This is a genomic window from Streptococcus sanguinis (assembly GCF_020729725.1).
Taxonomy (GTDB): Bacteria; Bacillota; Bacilli; order Lactobacillales; family Streptococcaceae; genus Streptococcus; species Streptococcus sanguinis_V.
Genome location: NZ_JAJEPA010000005.1, coordinates 86704 through 108746, shown reverse-complemented (window position 1 = coordinate 108746; position 22043 = coordinate 86704). Strand labels below are relative to the sequence as shown.

The 22043-nt window shown below is 42.2% G+C and carries 24 protein-coding genes; 4 read left to right on the top strand and 20 right to left on the bottom strand.

The window, feature by feature from the left end; all coding sequences use genetic code 11:
• Positions 1–82 precede the first annotated feature (82 nt).
• From K4I03_RS00570 to K4I03_RS00555, 4 genes are read right to left on the bottom strand one after another with little or no spacing between them, the layout of a single operon-like run.
• Positions 83–916, bottom strand: coding sequence for a carbohydrate ABC transporter permease (locus K4I03_RS00570; protein WP_227963349.1), 834 nt, complete (start codon positions 914–916; stop codon positions 83–85).
• Between the two features lie 13 nt (positions 917–929).
• Complete coding sequence (locus K4I03_RS00565) at positions 930–1796, bottom strand: carbohydrate ABC transporter permease (RefSeq protein WP_227963348.1); 867 nt, start codon at positions 1794–1796, stop codon at positions 930–932.
• 13 nt (positions 1797–1809) lie between these two features.
• Complete coding sequence (locus tag K4I03_RS00560) at positions 1810–3069, bottom strand: extracellular solute-binding protein (protein WP_125351393.1); 1260 nt, start codon at positions 3067–3069, stop codon at positions 1810–1812.
• A 12-nt stretch (positions 3070–3081) separates the two neighbouring features.
• The gene (locus K4I03_RS00555; protein WP_227963347.1) at positions 3082–5244 is read right to left on the bottom strand and encodes an alpha-galactosidase; all 2163 of its coding nucleotides are present in this window, start codon (positions 5242–5244) and stop codon (positions 3082–3084) included.
• Between the two features lie 102 nt (positions 5245–5346).
• Here K4I03_RS00555 and K4I03_RS00550 point away from each other — a divergent pair, with 102 nt between their 5' ends.
• From K4I03_RS00550 to birA, 3 genes are all read left to right on the top strand, one after another.
• Positions 5347–6177, top strand: a complete 831-nt coding sequence (locus tag K4I03_RS00550; RefSeq protein WP_033179144.1) for an AraC family transcriptional regulator — start codon at positions 5347–5349, stop codon at positions 6175–6177.
• Between the two features lie 82 nt (positions 6178–6259).
• Entirely contained in the window at positions 6260–7261 is a 1002-nt protein-coding gene (locus K4I03_RS00545) for a LacI family DNA-binding transcriptional regulator (protein ID WP_227963346.1), read from the top strand.
• A gap of 16 nt (positions 7262–7277) precedes the next feature.
• Complete coding sequence (gene birA, locus K4I03_RS00540) at positions 7278–8213, top strand: bifunctional biotin--[acetyl-CoA-carboxylase] ligase/biotin operon repressor BirA (RefSeq protein WP_227963345.1); 936 nt, start codon at positions 7278–7280, stop codon at positions 8211–8213.
• A 54-nt stretch (positions 8214–8267) separates the two neighbouring features.
• Here the strand turns inward: birA and K4I03_RS00535 are convergent, their stop codons facing one another.
• From K4I03_RS00535 to K4I03_RS00500, 8 genes are all read right to left on the bottom strand, one after another.
• Positions 8268–8459, bottom strand: coding sequence for a DUF3272 family protein (locus tag K4I03_RS00535; protein WP_002909920.1), 192 nt, complete (start codon positions 8457–8459; stop codon positions 8268–8270).
• A gap of 38 nt (positions 8460–8497) precedes the next feature.
• Positions 8498–10168: a DNA polymerase III subunit gamma/tau gene (gene dnaX / locus K4I03_RS00530; RefSeq protein WP_227963344.1), complete on the bottom strand. Its 1671-nt coding sequence runs from the start codon at positions 10166–10168 to the stop codon at positions 8498–8500.
• The gene (locus tag K4I03_RS00525; protein ID WP_227963343.1) at positions 10168–10665 is read right to left on the bottom strand and encodes a GAF domain-containing protein; all 498 of its coding nucleotides are present in this window, start codon (positions 10663–10665) and stop codon (positions 10168–10170) included. Before K4I03_RS00525 ends, dnaX begins: the two co-directional genes overlap by 1 nt.
• 117 nt (positions 10666–10782) lie before the next feature.
• The gene (locus K4I03_RS00520) at positions 10783–11757 is read right to left on the bottom strand and encodes a hypothetical protein (protein WP_227963342.1); all 975 of its coding nucleotides are present in this window, start codon (positions 11755–11757) and stop codon (positions 10783–10785) included.
• Positions 11758–11826: 69 nt separating this feature from the next.
• The gene (locus K4I03_RS00515; protein WP_227963341.1) at positions 11827–12660 is read right to left on the bottom strand and encodes an alpha/beta fold hydrolase; all 834 of its coding nucleotides are present in this window, start codon (positions 12658–12660) and stop codon (positions 11827–11829) included.
• Between the two features lie 104 nt (positions 12661–12764).
• Positions 12765–13388: a Type 1 glutamine amidotransferase-like domain-containing protein gene (locus tag K4I03_RS00510; RefSeq protein WP_149565625.1), complete on the bottom strand. Its 624-nt coding sequence runs from the start codon at positions 13386–13388 to the stop codon at positions 12765–12767.
• Positions 13321–14010 (bottom strand): class I SAM-dependent methyltransferase, encoded by a 690-nt coding sequence (locus K4I03_RS00505; RefSeq protein ID WP_227963340.1) that lies wholly within the window; start codon positions 14008–14010, stop codon positions 13321–13323. Before K4I03_RS00505 ends, K4I03_RS00510 begins: the two co-directional genes overlap by 68 nt.
• The gene (locus tag K4I03_RS00500; protein WP_227963339.1) at positions 14007–14588 is read right to left on the bottom strand and encodes a GrpB family protein; all 582 of its coding nucleotides are present in this window, start codon (positions 14586–14588) and stop codon (positions 14007–14009) included. Before K4I03_RS00500 ends, K4I03_RS00505 begins: the two co-directional genes overlap by 4 nt.
• 193 nt (positions 14589–14781) lie before the next feature.
• Here K4I03_RS00500 and K4I03_RS00495 point away from each other — a divergent pair, with 193 nt between their 5' ends.
• On the top strand, positions 14782–15543 hold the full coding sequence (locus K4I03_RS00495) for a DNA/RNA non-specific endonuclease (protein ID WP_227963338.1): 762 nt from the start codon (positions 14782–14784) through the stop codon (positions 15541–15543).
• A 59-nt stretch (positions 15544–15602) separates the two neighbouring features.
• On the opposite strand, the gene K4I03_RS00490 is transcribed toward K4I03_RS00495, so the two are convergent.
• From K4I03_RS00490 to K4I03_RS00455, 8 genes are all read right to left on the bottom strand, one after another.
• Entirely contained in the window at positions 15603–16340 is a 738-nt protein-coding gene (locus K4I03_RS00490; RefSeq protein ID WP_227963337.1) for a DUF3307 domain-containing protein, read from the bottom strand.
• Positions 16337–17002 carry a SatD family protein gene (locus K4I03_RS00485; RefSeq protein WP_227963335.1) on the bottom strand — a complete coding sequence of 222 codons (666 nt, stop codon included), beginning with the start codon at positions 17000–17002 and terminating at the stop codon, positions 16337–16339. The genes K4I03_RS00490 and K4I03_RS00485 overlap by 4 nt, the downstream gene beginning before the upstream one ends.
• A 91-nt stretch (positions 17003–17093) precedes the next feature.
• A complete protein-coding gene (locus tag K4I03_RS00480; RefSeq protein ID WP_227963334.1) occupies positions 17094–17411 on the bottom strand; it encodes a TfoX/Sxy family protein in 318 nt (105 codons plus the stop codon).
• A gap of 150 nt (positions 17412–17561) precedes the next feature.
• Positions 17562–19082, bottom strand: a complete 1521-nt coding sequence (locus K4I03_RS00475; RefSeq protein WP_227963333.1) for an ABC transporter permease/substrate-binding protein — start codon at positions 19080–19082, stop codon at positions 17562–17564.
• Complete coding sequence (locus K4I03_RS00470) at positions 19075–19803, bottom strand: ABC transporter ATP-binding protein (protein ID WP_227963332.1); 729 nt, start codon at positions 19801–19803, stop codon at positions 19075–19077. The genes K4I03_RS00475 and K4I03_RS00470 overlap by 8 nt, the downstream gene beginning before the upstream one ends.
• A 14-nt stretch (positions 19804–19817) precedes the next feature.
• Positions 19818–20582, bottom strand: a complete 765-nt coding sequence (locus tag K4I03_RS00465) for a nuclear transport factor 2 family protein (protein WP_227963331.1) — start codon at positions 20580–20582, stop codon at positions 19818–19820.
• 3 nt (positions 20583–20585) lie between these two features.
• Positions 20586–21023, bottom strand: a complete 438-nt coding sequence (locus K4I03_RS00460) for a MarR family winged helix-turn-helix transcriptional regulator (protein ID WP_149565633.1) — start codon at positions 21021–21023, stop codon at positions 20586–20588.
• Positions 21024–21210: 187 nt separating this feature from the next.
• A complete protein-coding gene (locus K4I03_RS00455) occupies positions 21211–21990 on the bottom strand; it encodes an L-threonylcarbamoyladenylate synthase (RefSeq protein ID WP_149565634.1) in 780 nt (259 codons plus the stop codon).
• Between the last annotated feature and the right edge of the window lie 53 nt (positions 21991–22043).

The following is a 22043-nucleotide window of genomic DNA, read 5'->3' as shown; positions in this document are numbered from 1 at the left end:
CAGGCGTTACAAATTCAATAGTTTACGGATGTGGTTGCCTTTGTATGCACTGTGAGCTTTTTACAGTCTTTGTATCTTGAGCTTACTTCACTGCCCCGTTGCTCATTCCAGCAATAATATTGCGCTGGAAGATGAGATAGACGATAGTAATGGTAATAATCCCAACAACATAAGAAGCAAAGCTCGGTCCATAATCATTAAAGTATTGACCTGTGTAGTTATATTGGAAGAGTGGCAGAGTCCACATCTTGGAGTCTTTATTGAGTACCAAGAGAGGAAGCATGAAATCATTCCAGAACCAGAGGGCATTGATAATCATGGTTGTCGCATGCATGGGTTTCATCATAGGAAAGATAATCTTGAAATAGGTTGTAAACTTTCCAGCACCGTCAATTTCTGCTGCCTCATCCAGACTGTCTGGAATGGAAATCTTAATGTAGCCTACATAGAGAAAGAGAGTCTGTGGAACAGCGTAAGCCAGATAGAGGATAATTAATCCCCAAGTGTTGACTAGTCCTAGCTTACTCATCATAACTGTAATAGGAATCATGATAACTTGAAAAGGAACGAAAATCCCTAAAATCAAGAGCGTGTACATAATACCAAAAGATTTTCTCTTAGACATATTACGAGCGATAGAGTAAGCAGCCATGGGAATAAAAATCATGACAACAGCCAAAGATAGAACCGTGATTACAATCGAATTCCAATAGTAGCCTCCGATACCATCAGCCAAAAGGCGTTGAAAATTTTCTAAGGTCGGTTGAGTCGGAAATCCGAAAAAATTATTAACGATGTCTTTGGTAGACTTAAAGGAACTGAATATCGTTGCTAAGAGTGGAATTAAAATGATAATAGACCCCAGTGTTAGCAAGATATATTTACTAAAATTAGCTTTTCTTTCTGCATTTTTCATCGGGCTTCTCCTCTTAGATTTCAAATTTCTCAGATACTCTCAACTGGATAATAGAAATAACCGCAATCAAGAGAAACAAGATAACAGCAATGGCATTGGCATAACCAAATTGATTGCTCTTAAAAGCATAGTTGTATACCAGAAGTCCTAGAGAGGTGGTCGCATTATTCGGACCTCCGCCTGTCATGGCAAAGACCTGGTCAAACGCTGTCAAACCACCTTTTAGAGCCAAGATAAAGACCATGGAAACACTTGGTAGGAGATAAGGAAGTTCCACCTTCCAAAAAATTTGTTTGCTGCTAGCTCCATCAATTCGAGCTGCTTCTGTAATCTCAGTCGGGATAGACTGAAGGCCAGCTAAGAAGATGATAATAGGCATGGCTACCCCTTGCCAAAGCAAGACGAAGATTGCTGCAAAGATTGCACCGCCATTCGTTCCTAGAAGGCTGGTTTTAAGAAATTCAATTCCTAAGGTATTCCCTATAGCTGGCAATCCGTAGTTGAAAAGTTGCTTAAAGATAAGAGCCACAGTCAATCCAGATAGGACAGCAGGGAAGAAAAACCAAGCTCGGAAGAAAGTTTTCCCCTTTATCTTCGAGTTGAGAGCTCGTGCTATCCAGATTCCCAGCATAATCTCACCAACCACCATACAAATAGTAATGATAAAAGTAAAGCCTATCGCGTTCATAAACTTAGGATCGCTCATGAGGAGCATAAAGTTATTGAGTCCGACAAACTTATAATTATAGGTCAAACCAGTCCAGTTTGTCAGGCTGTAGAAGGCACCTTGAAACATGGGCACATAGAAAAATACAGCCTGTAGTACAAGGGGAACAAGGACAAAGAGCCAGCCCCAATATTTCTCAATCAATTTTTTCATAGTAGATCTACTCCTACTCTACGTCTGCTTTCATCGGATTGAAGAAGGCATTTAGTGCTTTCGCCATATCCTCTTTGTCTCCAGTTGTAATATAGTTCCCAGTCAAGGTATAAAAATCACTTTCACTGGTCCAGTCTTGAGCTAGCCAAACGAGGTGTCGGTCTGTAAATGCTAGTTCAGCAAGACCGGCTAGCGGTGCATCTGACCCAGCTTCCTTGACACCTTCAATAGCTGTTGGTGAGCCGTCCACATCATAATATTTCTGCATAACTTCTGGACGTGACATATATTCAACAAAAGCATTGGCTTCTTTCTTGTGCTTACTACTTGACGAGATAGACCAAGCTAGGTCTCCTGCTCCAATGGTCAAGCTTTGTCCTTTTTGCTTTCCAGGGAAAGGGAAAGTTCCAACATTAAACTTAGGATCTTGCGCATTGATTGCTGTGATAGCCCAAGAGCCATTTGGAGTCATCAGGGCATCGCCTCTAGCGAAGGCACCGACAACATCAGTATAGCCTGCTCCCTGCCAGTTGGTTTGCATGGCACCTTTTTTGCGGAATAAATCTAACAGCCTGAAATCATCTTTAAGCACTGAATCTGAAGACTTGATGGCATTTGGCTTGGAAAAACGTAGGTAATCATTCGCTTCCTTACCGCCACCTGTAGAAGTGGCAAGAGCCAACTGATGATAACCATTCAAGGTCCAAGTATCTGCTCCTGCAATGGCAAAAGGCGTTTCCCCTTTTGCTATAATCGTATCAACTAATTCCTCAAATTCCTCCCAAGTCTCTGGAACTTTCAATCCCAGTTCTTTAAATTTATCCTTGTTGTAATAGATACCATAAGCATTAGCAGTATAAGGGATATTGTAAATCTTTCCATCTATCGCATATTTATCTGCGTAATGATTCTTAACTCGCTTGAGATAATCTTTATTAGATAAATCTTCAAAGTACCCAGCTTTAGCCCATTCTTGCAATTCAATAGACTGGGGATAGATATTGACAACATCAGGAACATCTCCAGCCAGAACGCGAGTTTTGAGTACTTCCCCAGCGTTAGGGACATTCACCACTTTCACATGCACATTCGGATTTTCTTTTTCAAAGTCTTTTGCAATCTCACGAAGGGTATCAACCATTTCACCCTTCTGATTGAAATACTCAATCGTTACCTTGCCATCTGTCGACTCCCCTTGGCTGCTGCAAGCTGACAGCCCCAAAAGGGACAGTCCTGTAATAGCAGCTAAGCTCATCTTTTTATACCATTTCATGGTCTAGCCTCCTTATTTTTTAATAAAATGCAACTGTCTGCTAAGATAATCTCCTTGCGGAAGATTCATAGTGATACCAGCATACATGAGTTCTGCACCTGAGTAAACTGCGCCATTTTCCTGCAGCTCATAAAGTCCTTCTTCCTCTAAGTCTTTTAGTTTCAAGGTTGTTTCCATCGTTTCCACAACTGATAAGACTCGGACATAGGTTACAATCGTTTGATCTTCATAGTTAAATTGAACCGCTGCTTCATTGGAGCCAACATCTGGATTGATTAGTCTGTACTGACGCCCTAACTGGACCACTGGCCGTAATTCTTTATACAACTTCACCTGGTCTGCAATCGCCGCTTTCTCTTCATCCGATAAACTAGTCAAATCAAGCTCATACCCCAGATTTCCCATCATAGCCACATGACCCCGAGTTGCCAGCGGAGTAATTCGTCCCATCTGATGATTAGGCACTGCCGACACATGGGCACCCATTGAAATAGTCGGATAAAGATAAGAAGACCCATATTGGATTGGTAAACGAGCTATGGCATCGGTATTGTCACTAGCCCAGACTTGAGGGAAATACCTCATCATACCAAGATCATTTCGTCCACCACCACCTGAGCAGGACTCAAATAAAATATTCTCATATTTCTCTGTCAAATATTTTACAATTTCATAAAGCCCCAAGATATACTTATGCGACTGCATCTTGGTCGCCAGATAGTTAGTGCCATTCCCAAGATTAGTAATATTACGATTCATATCCCATTTTATGTAGTCAATATCGTGCTGACTCAACAGCTGATCCAGTGTTTCTTTGATATAGGCTACCACATCTGGATTAGCAAAATCCAATACGAGTTGATTGCGAGAGTAGGTATGATCCCGATCAGGCACTTGAATAGCCCAGTCTGGATGTGCCCGATACAGCTGACTGTCTACGGAAATCATTTCTGGCTCAACCCATAAACCAAATTGCAATCCTCTGCTATGAACTTCTGCTATGAGCTCTGTCAAACTGCCGCCTAGCTTATCTTCATTGACAAACCAGTCGCCCAGAGCCCGATTGTCATCAAAACGGTTGCCAAACCAGCCATCATCGAGAACAAAGAGCTCAATACCAACTTTCTTCGCTTCATCTGCTAACTCTAGCAACTTCTCTTTTTTGAAATCAAAGTAAGTTGCTTCCCAATTATTGATTAAAATTGGCCGCTCTCGCTTCGCAAAAGCTCTAGGAATGATATGCTCCTGAACAAAAGTTTGGCTCTCATGACTAAGACCAGTCAAACCCTGAGCCGAATAATTCAACAGAGCAACAGGACTATAGAAAGTCTGCCCCGCTTCCAGTTTCCAAGCAAAGTTATCTTCATTGATACCGATACCTAGCCGAACTTCATTCAACTGATTTTGCTGAATCCAAGCTTCAAAGTTTCCGCTATAAAGGAGCTGAATTGCCCAAACTTGACCAGCCTCTTCCGTCGTTTCACTATCACAAAGGATAAGGCTTGGAGTTTGCGCGTGACCAGAAGCTCCTCGGTTGGAAGCTATTTTGAAAATTCCCTGTTCTAACTTGTGACGACGAACTGTTTTCTCCCTAGCATAAGCTCCCTGTAAGCTAATCACATCATAAGTCCCTGCTGGCAAATCTGCCATTAAGCTCAAGTTCTTATGTATGACTGCTGTCTCTCTACCTATATTTTCCAACTTAGTAAAGGTTGCAATGGTATTGTTATCCTCAAAAGCTGTGTAATAGAGAGTGAGGCGTAAATGAGCTACTGCATCCTCTAAAATAAAGGCCAGTGTTTCAGCATCTTCTGTACTGTGAGGGCTAGGTAGTCCTGGAACTTCCAAACCTCCCTTAATCAGCTGACTCTCAACAAGCCGAAAATCTGTTACTTCATTATTAGCATGTTGGACTTGCAGAGAAGGTTGCCGAAAGTCTCCTAAACCATGCTGACCCAAAACCTGCCGCTGGGTATCTAAGCTAAAACTTCGCTCATTCGATCTCGGATTACCAGAAAAAGCATGATCTCGCTCAAATACTGTATTGGAAAAATGATAGGATTCGATTTTTCTGCCTAAGTGTTTAAGCAAAAGGTAGCCATCCCTTTCCTCAATGATAAGACTGGAATTTTTTGTATTGATGTAGAATAGATGTTTGTCTATTTTGATAGCCATTTCTGAACCTCCATATTTACTAATATTTTACCTTATGAAATCGCTTCCTAAAATAGAATTATGTTAGGGAAATATGGTAAAATGTTAGGTAGGAGGCAAAATATGCTTGTTTTTTCAGAATACCAAACAGGAACCATTGATCTCTCACTTAGCTTCTACGGTTATGAAGAGTGCACACCTAGCTACTCTTTTGGACCAGCTATTAGAGATACCTACGTTCTTCACTACATTACCAAAGGGAAAGGTCAATTTCATTACAAAGGAAAAATTGTGGATTTAAAAGCTGGAGATCTCTTTCTGCTCAAGCCAAATGAACTTACCTTTTATCAGGCTGACAAAGAAGAACCTTGGTCTTACTACTGGCTGGGAATGACTGGCGGTAGGGTTTATGACTACTTCAATCATTCTCAGATTGCCGAAGACTGCTACCTACTTGCTAACCAGGAACGAAAAACAGATAGAATTGGGAAAATTGTTGAGAACTTGGTTTACTTCGCCGAGCAGACCAAATCTAACCAACTAGCTCAACTCCACATTATGGGCCAACTTTATGAACTCATCTTTCACTTGGGCAGCGTTGCCTATAAGCCCCAGGCAAATACCCTATCTGCAAGCCAGCAACTCTATCTAGCCTGCAAGCAGATAATTGATACTCAATATCCCAATCCTAACCTCAGCATTCAAGATATGGCAATTAAGTTGTCCGTTCATCGCAGCTATCTAACAACCATTTTCAAGGAGGAGCACCAAAGCTCACCTAAAGAATATCTGGAATATGTCCGAATGCATCGAGCTAAACAACTCCTCAAAAGCACCCGTGAGCCTGTCCAATTTATCGCCTATTCTGTCGGTTTCTCAGATCCCCTTTACTTTTCAAAGGCTTTTAAAAAATATTTTGGCTTTTCACCCAGTTCATTTCGAGAACAAAGTTAAGTTTTACTAAACATATCTTTGTTATTTACTAATTTTTGAGTTATAATTTATGTAGACAGTAAATTAAAAAGGACCAAATCAAATGGCTACTATCAAAGATATCGCCCAGACTGCTGGTGTTTCTCCCGCAACTGTTTCGCGGGTTTTGAATTATGACAAGTCCATGTCTGTCAGTGATGAGACGCGTAAAAAGATTTTCGATATCGCTGAACAGCTTAACTACAAAAAAAGCAACAGGCAGAAAAAGACTTTACCTCAAACACACCGCATTGCCATCGTTGAATGGTACACTGAGCTGGAAGAGCTGGAGGATCTTTACTATTACTCCATCCGCTTAGGCATTGAAAAGAAAGCCCAGGAACTGGGCTATGATATCGTGCGGATTTTCAACAACGACTCTCTAAACCAGCTAGAACAGATTGACGGCATCATTGCCATCGGAAAATTCAGCAGCCAGCAAGTCAAGGAGCTGGAGCAATACAGTCCTGCCCTGGTTTTCGTGGACAGCGATACGCTCGACCAAGGCCACAGCTGTGTGACAACGGACTTTGAGCATGCCGTTACTCATGTTCTCGATCATTTTCTTCAGCAGGGCTTTCGAGAAATCGGTATGATTGCTGGACGTGAAGAGACCGCAGACGGAACGATAAGTCTTGATGACCCGCGCTTGGCCTGCTTCTGCCATTACCTTAGTAAAAAAGGTCTTTATCAGCCGGCCTATGTCAAGATCGGCAAGTTCTCCTCAGAGTCTGGCTACCAACTAATGAAAGACCTGATTGACCAGCAAAAAGAACAGATGCCCAAAGCATTCTTCATAGCCAGCGATGCTCTGGCAGTCGGTGCCCTCCGTGCTCTTCAGGAAGCGGGAATAGCTGTTCCCCAAGATGTCCAGATTATTTCCTTTAATGATACATCCATCGCCAAATACGTCTATCCGCCTCTCAGTACTGTGACAGTCTTTACAGAGGAAATGGGCAAGCAAGCTCTGCAGATGCTGGACCAGATGATTAAAACTGACGAAAACCTCATCCCTTACATGATCAAACTCTCTACCAAGCTGACACTAAGAGAAAGCAGCCTTTAAGCTAGAAAGACCGCCTATGAAAACCTACGAAAAAATCTTTGACATCCTCAGTCAGGCTGACGACTATGTCAACGGCGAAAAAATAGCCCAAGAATTGGGCATTTCACGAACTTCCATTTGGAAAGCCATCCAAAAACTGGAAAAAGAAGGCATCCAAATCGAATCCGTCAAGAACCGAGGCTATCGATTGACAGCGGGTGACTTACTAATTCCTGATTGGATTGAGGAACACTCACCTGTTCAGGTCTCCTTTAATCCTGACTGCCAGTCCACTCAGATGGATGCCAAGGCTGGCATGGAGGCCGGACGCCCTGCCGACACTCTCTATCTAGCCGCTGCCCAATCTGCTGGCCGTGGCCGTTTCGGTCGTGCTTTCTTCTGCCCCAGCCAGGGCGGCTTTTACATGTCTCTCCACCTCAAGCCCAACCTCCCCTTCGACCAGCTCCCCTCCTATACAATCTTGACCGCAGGAGCTATCTACAAGGCAGTAAAAAATCTAACCCTTATAGAGGTTGATATCAAGTGGGTCAATGACATTTACTATCGAAACAAGAAAATTTCCGGCATCCTGACCGAGGCTACGACTTCTATTGAGACAGGACTCGTCACCGATGTCATCATCGGTGTTGGCTTTAATTTTTTCATTACAGACTTTCCAGCCGACATCAAAGAAAAAGCCGGCTCTCTCTTTGAAGAGAAACCAGCCATTAGTCGCAATGAGCTCATTGCAGAGATTTGGAAATGCTTCTACGAAAGTGACCCAGAAGAGCTCATCTATCTCTACAAGCAGCAATCCTTGGTGCTGGGACGGCAAGTAAGCTTCAGCCAAAAAGGCGCAGACTACCAAGGTTTGGCCAAAGACATCTCAGACAGCGGGCAACTCTTAGTCCAGCTGACAGATGGTCAAGAAATCTGGCTCAACAGCGGTGAAGTCTCGCTAAACAGTTGGTAATCAGAAAAATTCATTTCAAAAGGACTGAGTCTTAATGACTCAGTCCTGTTTTCATTATTTCGGTCCTAAATGTTTATCGATTTCATCCACAATCCGCCCCATGACATAGGAAATCTGCAGATTGCGCAACACCAAAACTGCCCAGAAAGCAGCCATGAAATAGTGCCCCGCCATGATGGATTCATTGAAAAAATAGGTTTCTAAGGCCGTAAAAACAGCCATTACAATAAATTGTCGTCTGTTCATAGATTTATTATAACACGAAAGCCTAGAAAAATCTTTTTTTAGTCCTCTTGAATGGTAATTTTTTCTGCTAAAAAGTCAAATCCCTCTGGAATCAGGCTTTCCTCTTCCTTCTCTTCAACCTCTACCTTGCCATTGCGGCTGCGAGCCGAAAAATCCGCTCGAATCTTGATCCACTCTTCTAAGGAAATAGCCAAAATCTCTGGTGAAAATCCTGCCGCATTGCTGAGAATATTACCAAACATAGTATTGAGATTGTCCCGCTTCATGGTCTGCTCAGCGTTGAAATTAGACTCAAAAGCTAAGATCGCGTGACTTTCGTTGGCCGCCACCGGCTGCGATCCTGCCAGCAAGGCCCTATCAGCTCCAGCCAGACTTTCGATAATCTCACCCCAAGCATTCTGTAGCTTAGTCAGATTGCTGCGAGCCAGACTAGGATTCTCAACAGCCTCTTCTAGGATGGCATTGACCTTATTGAGGTCTGCTCGATAGCCCTTAGACTTCTGCGGTCGAATATCCGAAGTTTTGACAGCTGCTGCAGGTTTCCCATTGCCATTAGCCAGCTGCTGCTTAAGACTATCAATCTCTTGTCTCAATCCCTTAAGCTCATCGGCTAGATTATCTGGAATAGCTGCTACCGTAGGAAGACTGCTGGTCTCTGCCAGTCGAATGGTCATCATTTCTGTATAAATCTTAGGCTGCAGGCTGTTCTTGATATCTGCCAAACTCTTGGTCGCCATATCAATCATGGCAAAAAGAGTGTCCTGCGGTGTCTTGAGATTTTCCAGAAAGAGCTCGCTGGCATGATGATTTTCCCCGCCAGTTTTGACAATAATCAAGTCACGCAGATATTGCAGGAGGTCCGTCACAAAACGAGCCATGTTTTTACCGCTATCAAAAATCAGATTGAGATTATCCAAGGCTGTGACTGCATCATGAGCAATCAAGGCTGCTACATAGGCATCCAAGGCTCCTAAGCTGATAGAGCCAGTGATTTCTTCAGCAATATCAGTGGTCAGACGGTTTTCCTGGGTTAAACTAAGAGCCTGGTCGAGTATAGACAAGGCATCCCGCATACCACCTTCCGCTCGACGGGCAATAATCTGCACACCTTCTTGCTCAAAATTAATGCCTTCCTGCTCCAAAATCCACTCGATATGACCAATAATGTCCTGCGTCTTGATAGACTTAAACTCAAAACGCTGGACACGGGAAAGAATGGTCGCTGGAATCTTATGCAGCTCTGTCGTTGCTAGGATAAAAACCACATTTTCCGTTGGCTCTTCCAAGGTCTTAAGCAAGGCGTTAAAAGCCCCAGTCGAGAGCATGTGGACCTCGTCAATGATATAGACCTTGTGCTTGGCAAGACTGGGGGCATAGGTTGACTTGTCCCGAATGTCACGAATCTCATCTACCCCATTATTTGAAGCAGCGTCGATTTCGATGACATCTTCAAGGCTCCCCTCAGTAATAGCCTGACAGATATAGCAGTCATTGCAAGGCTCACCGTCCTTTTGATTCGGACAGTTCATAGCCTTGGCAAAAATCTTAGCAACACTAGTTTTCCCTGTTCCACGAGGACCAGAAAAGAGATAAGCATGGCTGATTTTGCCTTGCTCAACAGCCTGCCGCAGAGTAGTAGCCACTACCTGCTGACCCACCAGCTGACCAAAGGTCTGACTGCGGTACTTCCGATATAAAGCTTGATACATTAGGCTTTTTCTCCAAACATTTCAAAATTCCAAGTCGTTTTTTCAAGCAAAATCTGAACAAACTTTTCCAGATATTCCTGATCTACCTTATCATAATCACCCGTCAAGGCTGAGTCCAAATCCAGCACTCCTAGCAGGCGACCGTCTTTTACCATGGGCACCACAATTTCACTCTTAGCCCGGCTATCACAGGAGATATAATTGGCATGCTGGGTCACATCATCTACGATAATCGTCTGCTCTTTCTCCGCGGATTCCCCACAGACACCCTTGCCTAGCGTAATATGAACACAGGAAACACCTCCCTGAAAAGGCCCCAAAATCAGCTCGTTCCCATCAAAAAGATAGAAACCTGTAAAGACTGAATTAGGCAAGGCTTGATTGAGCAGGGCGCTAGCGTTCGATAAATTTGCCAAAGCATTGGTCTCTCCATACAGCAAGGCATCCAACTGAGCCAGTAAAAGTTGATAATTTGAAATTTTTTCTTTTGTGTTCATAAAGTCTATTATATCAAAAAGCAGGCACAAACGCACCTGCTGATACTGATTTGAAAAAACTAACCAACTAGAAGGAACACTTCTTGCATAGAAACGAATAAGTAAACTCTATGTCGTTTACTCATTCGTTTCTCCCTCCTTTGGGTGAGCGGCTACCCATGCCGCAAATTCATCATAAGATTTGATCTGAGTTCGTTCTCCTGTTTTCTCATCAGTTGCATAAAGCTCCATTACATCTTGACCTTTTGGAGCAAACCAATGTATCAGTTTATCAAACCACTCCTTTTCCGTATACTGTTTTGGGCGAAAATAGAGATTTTCTAAATCCTTTGCTTTTTTAGCTACTTCTGGGTAAAGAGCGGCAAAGTTTGTGCCAGCAAGATTAATATATCCTATATCTTCGTATCTATCAGGATAAATAGTACCTACTGTATATGCTAACCCAAACTCCTTCAAATTATCTGTTATTTGTTGGCTAATCCCCCCTTGACTCCAGCCAAAAACTGTCTTATAAATTGGTTCTTTAGTTAAACCAGGATTACTTTTTTCCAACTCTTCAATTCTTTCTTCAGAATTATCAGTAATCAACTCTCCTCTCGCCGTAAAGAGAAGTTTTTGTTCCCCCTCTTCTTGATATTGGATCAGTGTCATAGGCATAACAAAATAGTCCGTTCCATTTTGATAATAATAGTCGATACTACCCGTTGCTCTATAAACATTTTCTTCACCCAAAAGCTGATAAACATCAAACTCTCTTTTAAAAAGATTTGGAGTATTAAGATCATATGTAATAATCTTAAAGTATTCTTCATCTCCTATTTTAGGAGGAGTCTTCATCTCACCTGTATAAAGGTTTTTTTCTGAAACAGTTGCCACATAATCTTGGCCATAGAAAACACGAATCCCATATCGTCCTTTTTGGCTGACCATTACAAACTTCTGGTCATCAAATACCTGAATACTGTCAAAAACTTCTGGTTCTTTTTTAAGATATATTTTTTTATTAGCATCCAAATATGCCTTCACTCCCCAAAAGAGAAAAACTAATAGCAAAAGCACAGAAAATACAAATACTTTTTTCTTCTTTATCATTCCAATCCTCATATGGTCAAAAGCTTCTCTGTTTACTCACGAAATCTATTATATCAAAAAGCCGGTCTTTCAACCAAGCTTTTCTTTAATTTTGTTATCCAAAAATTCATCAATCAGTCTATTTACAATATCGGGTTTGTCGGTATTAGAATTGTGCCCCGCCTTATCAATCCATTGAACAGACTTCCCAGTATTTCTTTCATAGGCCTTCAAATATCGTATACAAGACCCTGCACGATCTTCTTTTCCACATATAACCAATTGTGGACATTTTACTTCATAGGAAAGTTTCTTCTCCACTGCTTCTGAAAATATCTTATATCCGTATCCCGCAAGACGAGCATACCTTTCTTGATCGCCATCATAAATCATCATCATATCATACATCAGTTTTCTTCCATAGTCTGTTGTTGATACGCTTTTAGGGCCTGATTTCAAAAGAGATTTCCATGGATAGATTCTATAAATTGCCTCCATATTTTTTAAGAGCCACAATTCCATAGCTGTATAATACTTCCTTTGAAGGGATGGTGAATCAATCGTAACAAGACCTTTTAATTTCTCAGGAAAAAGTTGAGCATAAACCTGTCCTACATATCCTCCCATTGACTGACCAATTACTATTGGATTTTCTATTCTCTCTTTGATAAATATTTCATCCAGCCAACTTGCTAAATCAAATAAAGTAAAATCGAGACGAAATGGATAAGATGAAGCATGTCCAGGTGCGTCCCAAACCAAGACTCTATATGTATCTTTAAAATATTCTATTTGTTTTTCAAATAACCTATGGTCAGCAGTTAGCCCAGGTAAAAAGATAAGAGCACTTTGGGATGATTCAACAGCATCATTTGTCCAATAATGAATTATTCCACTTGGTGTTTCATATATTCTTTCAATCAAAGTTCAACACTCGCATTCTAATTTGTTTAATCTAGTTTATCTCAATTGCACTCAGTCCTCTTATTAGAGTTTCTCAAGTAGGTCAACTAGAACATATATTCTGCTTACTTATCCTCCTCCAAAACCCTCACTTCTTTACCCTTCACAAGCACAGCTTGGTGATTATTGAGGGGAAGCAGATTCAGCTGGTCGCTGTAAGTATCCAGAGTTGCCTGAGCGCTTTCGACAAAGGGTTCTTCGCCAACATGAGGAAGAACATAAAAATCCACCTCGTTTAGTGCCTCTGTATCATTCAGTTCCTTAGCGACCGCCTTATCGTCCATAAGCTTATTGTAGTCAATGTCTTGGGCTGTGATGATAGCACCAGCGGATTCGCCCACATAAACCATGCCATCCGCAATCTGCTCTGTTATCAAGGATAGAAGCTGCTTTTTCTTAAGTTCTTGCAGAAGATAAAAAGTATTGCCACCAGAGACATAGAGGAGTTTGCTTTGGAAAATTTTGGCCTGAGCTGTCTCTCTATCACAAGCTGAAATATCTAAAATTTCTACTTGAAATCCCAAATCTGCAAATGTCTGCAGGGCTTCGTCAATATAACCTCTGTACTCTTCTACATTTCCAGCCGTCGGAATAAAAAGCACATGTTTGCCCAATTGCTTTTCAGATGCATATTGTCTGAACAAGTTCTTGACTCCCGCAAAATATGAACATAAAAATAATTGTTTCATAGGATACCTCCTTTTTTTTAACGATCTTATAAAGAATCCATTGACCCTTTCTTTGACTATCGATGAGATGCAGGTCCAAATCTGTCAAATAGTTTTCCAGTTTTTCTTGCTTTGTAAAGTCTGGTTGGTAATAAGCTAATTTGCTCCATTCAAATGCCAGTAAGATGATTCCATCTGGCTTAAGTATCCGCTTAAGTTCTAGGAACGCTTGAGTTAGATTTGACCAATGAAAATGAGTCTGAAAGGCTGTAATCAAATCAAATTTCTCAACCGGAAGATTTGTATTCTCAACATTTTTCACCTCAAAAGATAGGCCAGGCTCAGCCAATTTTTCAGCTGCTCTGATGGCAGTAGAAGAAATATCAATCCCCAAAACTCGACTATTAGGAAAATGTTTTTTCAAATATTTCGAGGATTCCCCATTTCCAACTCCAACATCCAAAATAGCATGAAATAGCTTCTTATGACCCCGCTGACTGACTGCCCAAACAACCATGGGCATATAAACACGATTCCATAATTTCATCATCCATAGCCCTATAAAGCCAGACGGTCTCTTTGATTGGTAAATCAAGTAAAGAAAAGCAAGAATAATCAGAAAGCCAATAATTGGATAAATCATCTATCTTCCCTCTCATATCTTCTGCCATAAAGCTTTTTAGCTTCCTCTGTATAGTTCTTGATAAAATCCGTTTTCGCCTCTGTATAGGCATCACGATTGTGCTCATATTGCTTCCATAAGGATATCTTGAGCTTTTCATAATCTTTGGCTACAGTAGGATGCTCCTGTAAATAGTCTCTAAAGTAAAGTTCATCATGATCGCCCTCATAGCGCAGATGCAAATGGAAAACCCGCTCCGCAAAACCACTCGGTGTGTAGCCTTTATTAAATGACATCCGCCCTTGGCTTTCTGACATGAGCAGATAACCATTTTGCAGCAGCAAGTCTCTCATTACCGCCATATCTGTTTCTTTAGGAATTTCCAGCAAGATATCCACTATAGGCTTGGCCCAGATGGTCTCTACCGATGTCGACCCAATATGACTAATCCGAACCAGCTGATTTGCAGGCAAAAAACTCAAGAGCTGAAGCCGCTCCTCATCATACCAGTCTTTCCACTCAACCTGATGCTCTCTTAAAAAAATCGGAAAAAGCTGCCACAACTCCTCGAGTGACATTTCCTCTAAAGATGGACTCATAAGCACCTCCTTAGGTAATTTATACAAGCGTTTTCTCTAGTTATGATTATAGGAAAAATACACATCCTAGTCAAACCCTGCACTTATTGAACAGATATTTATTTTTGTAATATTTTTGAAAAGTTTTAGTTGTCAAACAATCTATTTTTTAGTAGAATGATGTCGGAGATATATTATTTAAAAGGAGTTCTTTATGAAAAAGTTTAGGTTTGGCACTTGGCTTGTCCTGTCAGCCGGCTCTTTGTTGTTACTTTCACAGGCTCTTCCTGCAGAAAATGTTGCTGCCAATCAGAAGAACCAGATTAAGGTCCAGCTGCTTAACCATAGCGATGAAACAGCTATCGGCACTCTGGAGTTGAATGGAGAGTATCAGCTAAAGCTTGGGAAAAAGGACAAATACGGTCGGGCTACTGCTGCTCATGTACAAATGCAGGAGCAACACAAAGCCAAAAAGAAAAAGGAGACCAAGGTCACTTACAATCCCATCGGTTGGCACAATTACAAATTTTACTACGGAAATGGAGATGATCGGGCTTGGCTCATGAATCGCGCTCATCTGATTGGCTTCACTTTCAGCGGCCTCAATAACGAAGGGAAAAACCTCGTTCCGATGACCGCTTGGCTCAACTCTGGCAGTTTCCAAGGACTGGACGACAATAACCCAGACAGCATGCTCTATTATGAAGATCGCTTGGAGCGCTGGTTAGAGGAGAATCCAGATCATTGGCTGGATTACAAGGTTACTCCGATTTACACGGACAATGAGCTGCTTCCTCGCAAGATTGAGCTCCAGTATGTCGGGCTTGACGCAGAAGGAAATGTTGTCAGCATCCAGCTAGGTGGCAAGGAAACAATAGACGAGGACGGAATGTCTCATGTCCTCTTGGACAATGTCTCTCCAAATGCAGAGATTGACTACCAAACAGGCACTGCTGTCAATACTATGATTGAGTAGAGTTATAGATCAGAACATACAAACAGACCATCGCTATGATGATCTGTTTTTTTATTTTTTTACCAATACAGACAGCCATAAACCAACAAGACTGCAATCATACTGAAAAGCGAGCCAATCAGGTAGTATTCAGCAAAGGACTGACTTTCTGAAATCTTATTATAGCGGGCAATAGACTTAGCCGTAAAGACTAACCCAATGGCAGTAAACTGCCCGAAAATAAGAGAAAGTCCCATAATCAAGCGCTCCAAAATCCCAATCATGGCACCAGCCCCCGCAATAGTCTCCCCACTGTCTTCTCCTGCCTGATACTTGCTGAAGAAGAGTTTAAAGAGGATATTAACCGGCTTACCAGTAAGGGCGAAGAAAAAGAGAGCCTGCAGCATGAGGTAGCGCTCAGACAGCCAATTAGGAGCTGGAATTTTCTGCTGCCCTAAGAGAAAATAAAGAGCAAAAATGCTAATCAGATGCAAGACCTGATCCAGTATAAAGGCAAACTTTTGAGCATGATGCCGGACAATCAAAGAATTCAGCCTATACTTCAAGAAGTCAATAAGCGCATGACTGAACCAGACCAAGGCGAAATATAGCAGATAATTAGGTAAGATGAGCCCCAAGAGCAACAAGGGCAGCAGAACAATTCCCAAATGGAGAATTAAGAAATTCATCCTCCGGCTTTTAAGGTCGGCCATTTTCTGACTTTGAAGCTGAAAATCAGCTAGTACATGAGCCAGCAAAGTTAGTACAAGAATCGGATTCTGCATGAAAAATTCTGAAAATCCCATAAAATTTGTCATTCTTCAGCCTCCTTTGCTGCCTGTAGAATCATTCTCATAGCTAAACGGCGATTTCTCAGATAGATCTTCAAACCAGAGGACTTGAGTCGCTTACTAAGCGCACTGGGACTAATCTGCAACAGCTCTGCTATTTCTCCATGAGAAAAATTCTCGTCATAGATATATTCCATGAGCATCCGCTCCAGAACCTCTCTCTGACTGTTATTCCACTTGCTCTGGATAAATGAAGTAGCTGCCAGCACCGTATTGACCGCCTGACTGAGCTCTTCATCTCCCAAGGATACAGCTATACGGCTGCTACCATAGTCGTTCTTCTCATGAATAGCCTCAATGGCTGCGCGTGCCCTCCAGTAGGCCGGACCGTCCGCACCAATACTGTGCTCCCGATTAATATCCGTCACAATCTCCCCCAGACCAAGTCCAAAGCGAATCGGATGAGGAAAGCCCAAGGCAATCTGATCAAGGAGCTGCATAATCTCTGGATTAGGCCGCAGCAAAGCCTGAAACTCATCTCCAGTTGTTACTGTAAAAGGTGACACCAGATAATCCCGATAATCCTGATTTAGCACCGCCATCATGTCCTGCAGATCCTTCTGAGCCTGCTTACGATTTTTCAGCTGTTTGGATTCTATTAAATCTCCAATAAGAGCAATATAAAGCATACCAAACCTCCTTTAAGTCCATTATAAAGGAAAATTTTAAAAATGTCTATTTAAACAGCAACTTTTTAGAATATCCATTGTAAAGGAAAGACTATTTTTTCTTTTTTGGTGCTGGTAAGGCAGGATAGGCAGCTTCAATCAAATTACAGAGAAAGGCAGCATCTTCTACTTCTTTTATATGAAGCATTGGCTTTGCGCCTGGATAAGGAGACTCATAAACCGGATTTTCAAAAAAGTCCAAGGCTGGCTGGACTGGCTTGAGCAGCAAGCGATTGTCATAAATCCCTCCGAATAAGCGCCCCCGATAATAGAGCAAATACTCTCCCATCATCTTGCGAAAGCTGATTTCTTGGCCTAAGCCCTGCAGCTGCTTCAGAATAAAATCCAAATATTCTTGACTAGATGCCATCAGAACACCTCCATGAATTGATACTTTATTATACCAAAAATGGATGAAGATTTCCTGACTAAGAGATCAACACATCTTCTTCAATCCGTAGTCTGTCTATCCTCAAGTAAGTAAAAAAGCTAGACCTTACAAGTCTAACTTTTTTACTTCTTATTTTTTTAGAAGTCCTTCCTTGACCAGATAGTCACGCGCAACAGCTTCCGCTTTTTTGCCTTCAATGCCAACTTGATAATTCATCTGGCTCATCTGGCTTTCCGTAATTTTACCAGCCAGCTTATTGAGAACACCTTCCAATTCAGGGTGTTTTTCTAGCAGTTCAGCCTTCAGGAGAGGCGCTCCTTGATAAGGAGGGAAAAGATGTTTATCGTCTTCTAAAACTTGTAAATCATAACGCGCAAGTTCTGCGTCAGTCGAATAGGCATCCGTGATTTGAATATCACCCGACTGGATAGCTTGGTAGCGAAGGGCTGGTTCCATGGTTGACACATTGAGATTCAGTCCATAGACAGATTGAAGTCCCTTGTTCCCATCTTCACGGTCGTTAAATTCCAAGGTGAACCCTGCCTTGAGCTTATCTTGGACTGCTTTAAGGTCAGAGATGGTTTTAAGATTGTATTCTTTAGCAACACTCTTAGGTACTGCAATTGCATAGGTATTTTGATAAGCCATGTGATTGAGCAAGACTAGATTGTCCTGTTTTTTGATTCCATCACGTGCTGCTTCAAAAACTTCTTCAGCATCATTGCTGACCTTTGGAGCAGGCTGCAAGAGAGTTCCAGTAATCGTACCGGTAAACTCAGGATAGATATCAATATCACCTTTTTTCAGAGCTTGATAAAGGAAGTCGGTCTTCCCAAAGTTTGGTTTGACTGTCACAGTCATATCCGCATTTTCCTCGATGAGGAGTTTATAGATATTCATGAGAATTTCTGGCTCTGGACCCAATTTCCCAGCAATAACCAGATGATCCTTCTCCTGCTTGGGAATCAGACTCGGCGAGTAAGAAGCGCCGAGGCCGAGGATTAAGACAGCAAAAACTGTAAATACCGTCCGAAGCTTAGCCTTTTCCATCCATTTAAGGAGACTATTGAAAAGAATAGCCAAAACTGCGGATGAAATAGCTCCAATCAAGATTAGACTGGCATTGCGACGGTCAATTCCTAGAAGGATAAAGGAACCTAGTCCACCAGCTCCGACAAGGGCTGCCAGAGTTGCTGTCCCAATAATCATAACCGTTGCCGTCCGAACTCCTGACACGATGACGGGCATAGCTAGAGGCAGTTCAAACTTCTTGAGTCGCTCCCACTTGGTCATCCCAAAGGCGATTCCAGCTTCTTCTAAACTAGGATCAATTCCATTCAAGGCAGTGACAGTATTTTCTAAAATCGGAAAAATAGCGTAAATCACCAGAGCAGTCAGTGCCGGCAGTGTACCAATCCCCATGAGGGGGATAAAGAGCCCCAGCAAGGCCATTGAAGGAATGGTTTGAAAGATTCCTGCAATTTGCAACACCCAATTGGCTGCCTTTTTGTGACTATGAAGATAGATAGCGAGCGGAATGGTCAAGAAGATGGCCACCAGTAAGGTCAGGAGAGACAGTTGGAGGTGTTGCCCTAAGGATATCAACCATTCGCCAAAGCGCTCCTGAAAGGTAGAAAACAAATTAGCCATGTTGAACACCTCCAAATAAATCTGCTACGAAACTGGTCGCAGGTGCAGATAAGATTTCCTCAGGTGTCGCCACTTGACGAATCTCTCCTTCCTGCAGAACAGCAATCCGATTCCCCAATTTCAAGGCCTCGTCCGTATCATGAGTCACAAAGATTGTCGTCATCCCAAACTGGTCATGGATACTCTTGGTCAAGCTCTGCAATTGCTTACGCGAGATAGCATCAAGAGCAGAAAAAGGCTCGTCCATCAGTAGGATTTTGGGTTGGGCGATAATGGCACGGACAATACCCACCCGCTGCTGCTCACCACCAGACAGCTCGCTCGGCATACGCTGGGCATAGTCATCAGCAGGCAAGCCTACTAGCTCCAACAATTCATCAGTCTTCTGCTGAATATCTGCTTTGCTCCATCCTTTCATTTCAGGAATGAGAGCAATATTTTCAGCCACCGTTAGATTTGGAAAGAGGGCAATCGCTTGTAAGACATAGCCTGTAGAAAGGCGCAGCTCACGCTCATTATAGTCCTTGATCCGCTTATCATCCATATAGATGTTTCCATCTGTTGGCTCTAAAAGACGGTTGATCATCTTGAGCATGGTTGTCTTACCGGACCCAGAAGGACCTACTAAAACCATAAATTCACCATCCTCAATCTGTAAGTTGACATCTCTCAAGACATCCTTTTCTGTATAGCGTAGCGCTACATTTTTATATTCAATCATTCTTTGTCCTCAATTTAAAACTTCCCTCGATTCGTCAAGTCTTCTACCTTAGGCATGACTTCTTTGTTGTCCCAATGCTCTACAATCAATCCATTCTCTAAACGGAAGATGTCATACTGGGCATAAGCCACCCCATCTATCTGAGTCTGTCCATAGCTAACCACATAGTTTCCTTGTCCCAAAAGCTGGAAAACAAAGTCAAAAGTAAGCCCGTGCTCTGCAACATAGTTTTTATAGGCCTGACTTCCTTGGCCAATCTCATGATTATGCTGAATCAAATCTTCTGCCACATAATCACTCCACTGCTCTAGCTCCCCATTTTGGAAAATTTCTGTCAAGAAACGACGAACGGTTTTTTTATTTGCTACCGTCTTGTCCAAATCCGTGATTTCAAAATCTCCAAAGATCTGATCTAACTGCCCATTTTCTGGAGCACGATAGTAGTCAATGACATCCCAATGCTCCACGATACGACCATCCTCATCCGCACGGAAAGTATCTGTCGTCACCCATTGAGCTTCTCCACCATTGAGATATTGATGGACATGAACAAAAACCAGATTGCCATCCTCAATGGTGCGAACGATCTTCATCTCACGCTCGGGATGGAGCTCAAAGAAATTTGCAAAGAAAGCCGCAAAACCTTCTTTCCCATCTGGCACACCTGTCGAGTGTTGAATGTAGGTATCCCCTACAGACTGAGCTTGAGCCTCGGCGACTCGCCCGTCTTGAATGGCGTGAATGTACAGATTGTGTGCATTTTCAACTTGTTTTGACATGATCTAATCCTCTTTTTCTTTCAAATTTTCTAAAATACGTTCCTGATAATTTTCAAACTGGCGAATTTCTTCCTCTGAGAAACCTTTATAAAAAATAGCATCCAGTTTTTGACTGACACGATGGCCAACTTCTTTCTGAGACCAACCTTGATCCGTCAATTTAACATATTTTTTTCGCTTATCTGAACCACACTGACTAAAGGTCACCAAGCCCTGCTCTTCCAACTTTTTCAACATAGTTGTCAGCGTATTATTGGCCAATCCTGTCGCCAGCGCAATATCTGTCGCCGTCGCACAGCCCGTTTCACTATTCCATAAAACTGTGAGAATCTTGCCCTGTTCACTGCGATAAAGAGCTTCTGGATCTTGACTCAGTAACTTTTGAAAAATCCGCCCATTCAACAAACGAATATGATAGGCTACTAAATGACTGTCTTTCATACTTCCTCCCCAATTTATTTCTATATCGAATCGTTTTTATAAATTGTAACACCAAATATTACATCTGTCAAGAATTTTGTTTTATTTGGAAATAATTTTAAACTGGGTAAAGATTTTAAACTCAAAGTTCCAAGCTAAAAAGCCCAGTGTAAAGAGGCGACTCCTACACTGAGCTTCTTTTTTTATCTTAGTAATATTCACCCTGACGGTAATCCCATGAGTTGAAAGTATCGGACAGGTGCATCATGATTTTGTCAATGTCCAAGCCTTTGCGGATGACCACTGGTGCTGGTGAGATGGAACGTTGGCCACCTTGTTCTGGAATCAGTTTTCCATCCTTGTCAACCATAGAGACCATAACACCTTGCTCATAGCGAGTTTCGATAGTCTTATCTGGCTGGATAGAGGCTACATAATCATCTGCTTCAATAACCAAATCAACAGCATTTTCGATGCGTTCGCCAATTCCTTCGACCTTGCCGCGGTTTCCTTTACCGGATGGGTTGGCTGAGGAAGCATAGACCATCTTGCCTTCTTCCCAAAGCTTAGCTGACAGCTGCTCGCCCGCCTTACCAAACTTAATAACAAAACAGCTAGTTCCACGAACATCTGTCATCAGCTCTTCCCGACCGTCACCATAGGCTTTAAGCTTTTCAAATGCTTCTGGCTTCCATGGAAGGATACAGCCCAAGAGGATGTCTTCATCCCAATGCTTTTGATAAAAAGCTTCAATTTCCGGATTTAGCTGAGCCAAAGCACGGAGCTCATCCATACTGCCACAGAGGACAACACCTGGCTTATTACGGTTACGAGCCTTAGCTTCGAACTTACGCTCCAAGCCAGCTTTATCGCTAGTCATGATGATGTAACCCACCTTAGTCGGGCAAACGATACAGCCGCCGTCGCCTTTCAAGATGTCATAACCTTCTTGTGAAAGCTGTCCGTTCCATTGAATGTGTTTTGTCATAAGTTTCTTCCTTTTCTATTAAATTAAGATTTATTTTACCATATATTTTTATC

Coding starts and splice junctions, on each gene's coding strand:
- K4I03_RS00495 (WP_227963338.1), top strand. CDS start 14,782: ATGAAAAAGTTTAGGTTTGGCACTTGGCTTGTCCTGTCAGCCGGCTCT.
- K4I03_RS00480 (WP_227963334.1), bottom strand. CDS start 17,411: ATGGCATCTAGTCAAGAATATTTGGATTTTATTCTGAAGCAGCTGCAG.
- K4I03_RS00510 (WP_149565625.1), bottom strand. CDS start 13,388: ATGAAACAATTATTTTTATGTTCATATTTTGCGGGAGTCAAGAACTTG.
- K4I03_RS00565 (WP_227963348.1), bottom strand. CDS start 1,796: ATGAAAAAATTGATTGAGAAATATTGGGGCTGGCTCTTTGTCCTTGTT.
- K4I03_RS00490 (WP_227963337.1), bottom strand. CDS start 16,340: ATGACAAATTTTATGGGATTTTCAGAATTTTTCATGCAGAATCCGATT.
- K4I03_RS00475 (WP_227963333.1), bottom strand. CDS start 19,082: ATGGCTAATTTGTTTTCTACCTTTCAGGAGCGCTTTGGCGAATGGTTG.
- dnaX (WP_227963344.1), bottom strand. CDS start 10,168: ATGTATCAAGCTTTATATCGGAAGTACCGCAGTCAGACCTTTGGTCAG.
- K4I03_RS00570 (WP_227963349.1), bottom strand. CDS start 916: ATGAAAAATGCAGAAAGAAAAGCTAATTTTAGTAAATATATCTTGCTA.
- K4I03_RS00455 (WP_149565634.1), bottom strand. CDS start 21,990: ATGACAAAACACATTCAATGGAACGGACAGCTTTCACAAGAAGGTTAT.
- K4I03_RS00520 (WP_227963342.1), bottom strand. CDS start 11,757: ATGATAAAGAAGAAAAAAGTATTTGTATTTTCTGTGCTTTTGCTATTA.
- K4I03_RS00470 (WP_227963332.1), bottom strand. CDS start 19,803: ATGATTGAATATAAAAATGTAGCGCTACGCTATACAGAAAAGGATGTC.
- K4I03_RS00535 (WP_002909920.1), bottom strand. CDS start 8,459: ATGAACAGACGACAATTTATTGTAATGGCTGTTTTTACGGCCTTAGAA.
- birA (WP_227963345.1), top strand. CDS start 7,278: ATGAAAACCTACGAAAAAATCTTTGACATCCTCAGTCAGGCTGACGAC.
- K4I03_RS00465 (WP_227963331.1), bottom strand. CDS start 20,582: ATGTCAAAACAAGTTGAAAATGCACACAATCTGTACATTCACGCCATT.
- K4I03_RS00525 (WP_227963343.1), bottom strand. CDS start 10,665: ATGAACACAAAAGAAAAAATTTCAAATTATCAACTTTTACTGGCTCAG.
- K4I03_RS00460 (WP_149565633.1), bottom strand. CDS start 21,023: ATGAAAGACAGTCATTTAGTAGCCTATCATATTCGTTTGTTGAATGGG.
- K4I03_RS00555 (WP_227963347.1), bottom strand. CDS start 5,244: ATGGCTATCAAAATAGACAAACATCTATTCTACATCAATACAAAAAAT.
- K4I03_RS00500 (WP_227963339.1), bottom strand. CDS start 14,588: ATGAGTCCATCTTTAGAGGAAATGTCACTCGAGGAGTTGTGGCAGCTT.
- K4I03_RS00545 (WP_227963346.1), top strand. CDS start 6,260: ATGGCTACTATCAAAGATATCGCCCAGACTGCTGGTGTTTCTCCCGCA.
- K4I03_RS00560 (WP_125351393.1), bottom strand. CDS start 3,069: ATGAAATGGTATAAAAAGATGAGCTTAGCTGCTATTACAGGACTGTCC.
- K4I03_RS00505 (WP_227963340.1), bottom strand. CDS start 14,010: ATGATTTATCCAATTATTGGCTTTCTGATTATTCTTGCTTTTCTTTAC.
- K4I03_RS00485 (WP_227963335.1), bottom strand. CDS start 17,002: ATGCTTTATATTGCTCTTATTGGAGATTTAATAGAATCCAAACAGCTG.
- K4I03_RS00550 (WP_033179144.1), top strand. CDS start 5,347: ATGCTTGTTTTTTCAGAATACCAAACAGGAACCATTGATCTCTCACTT.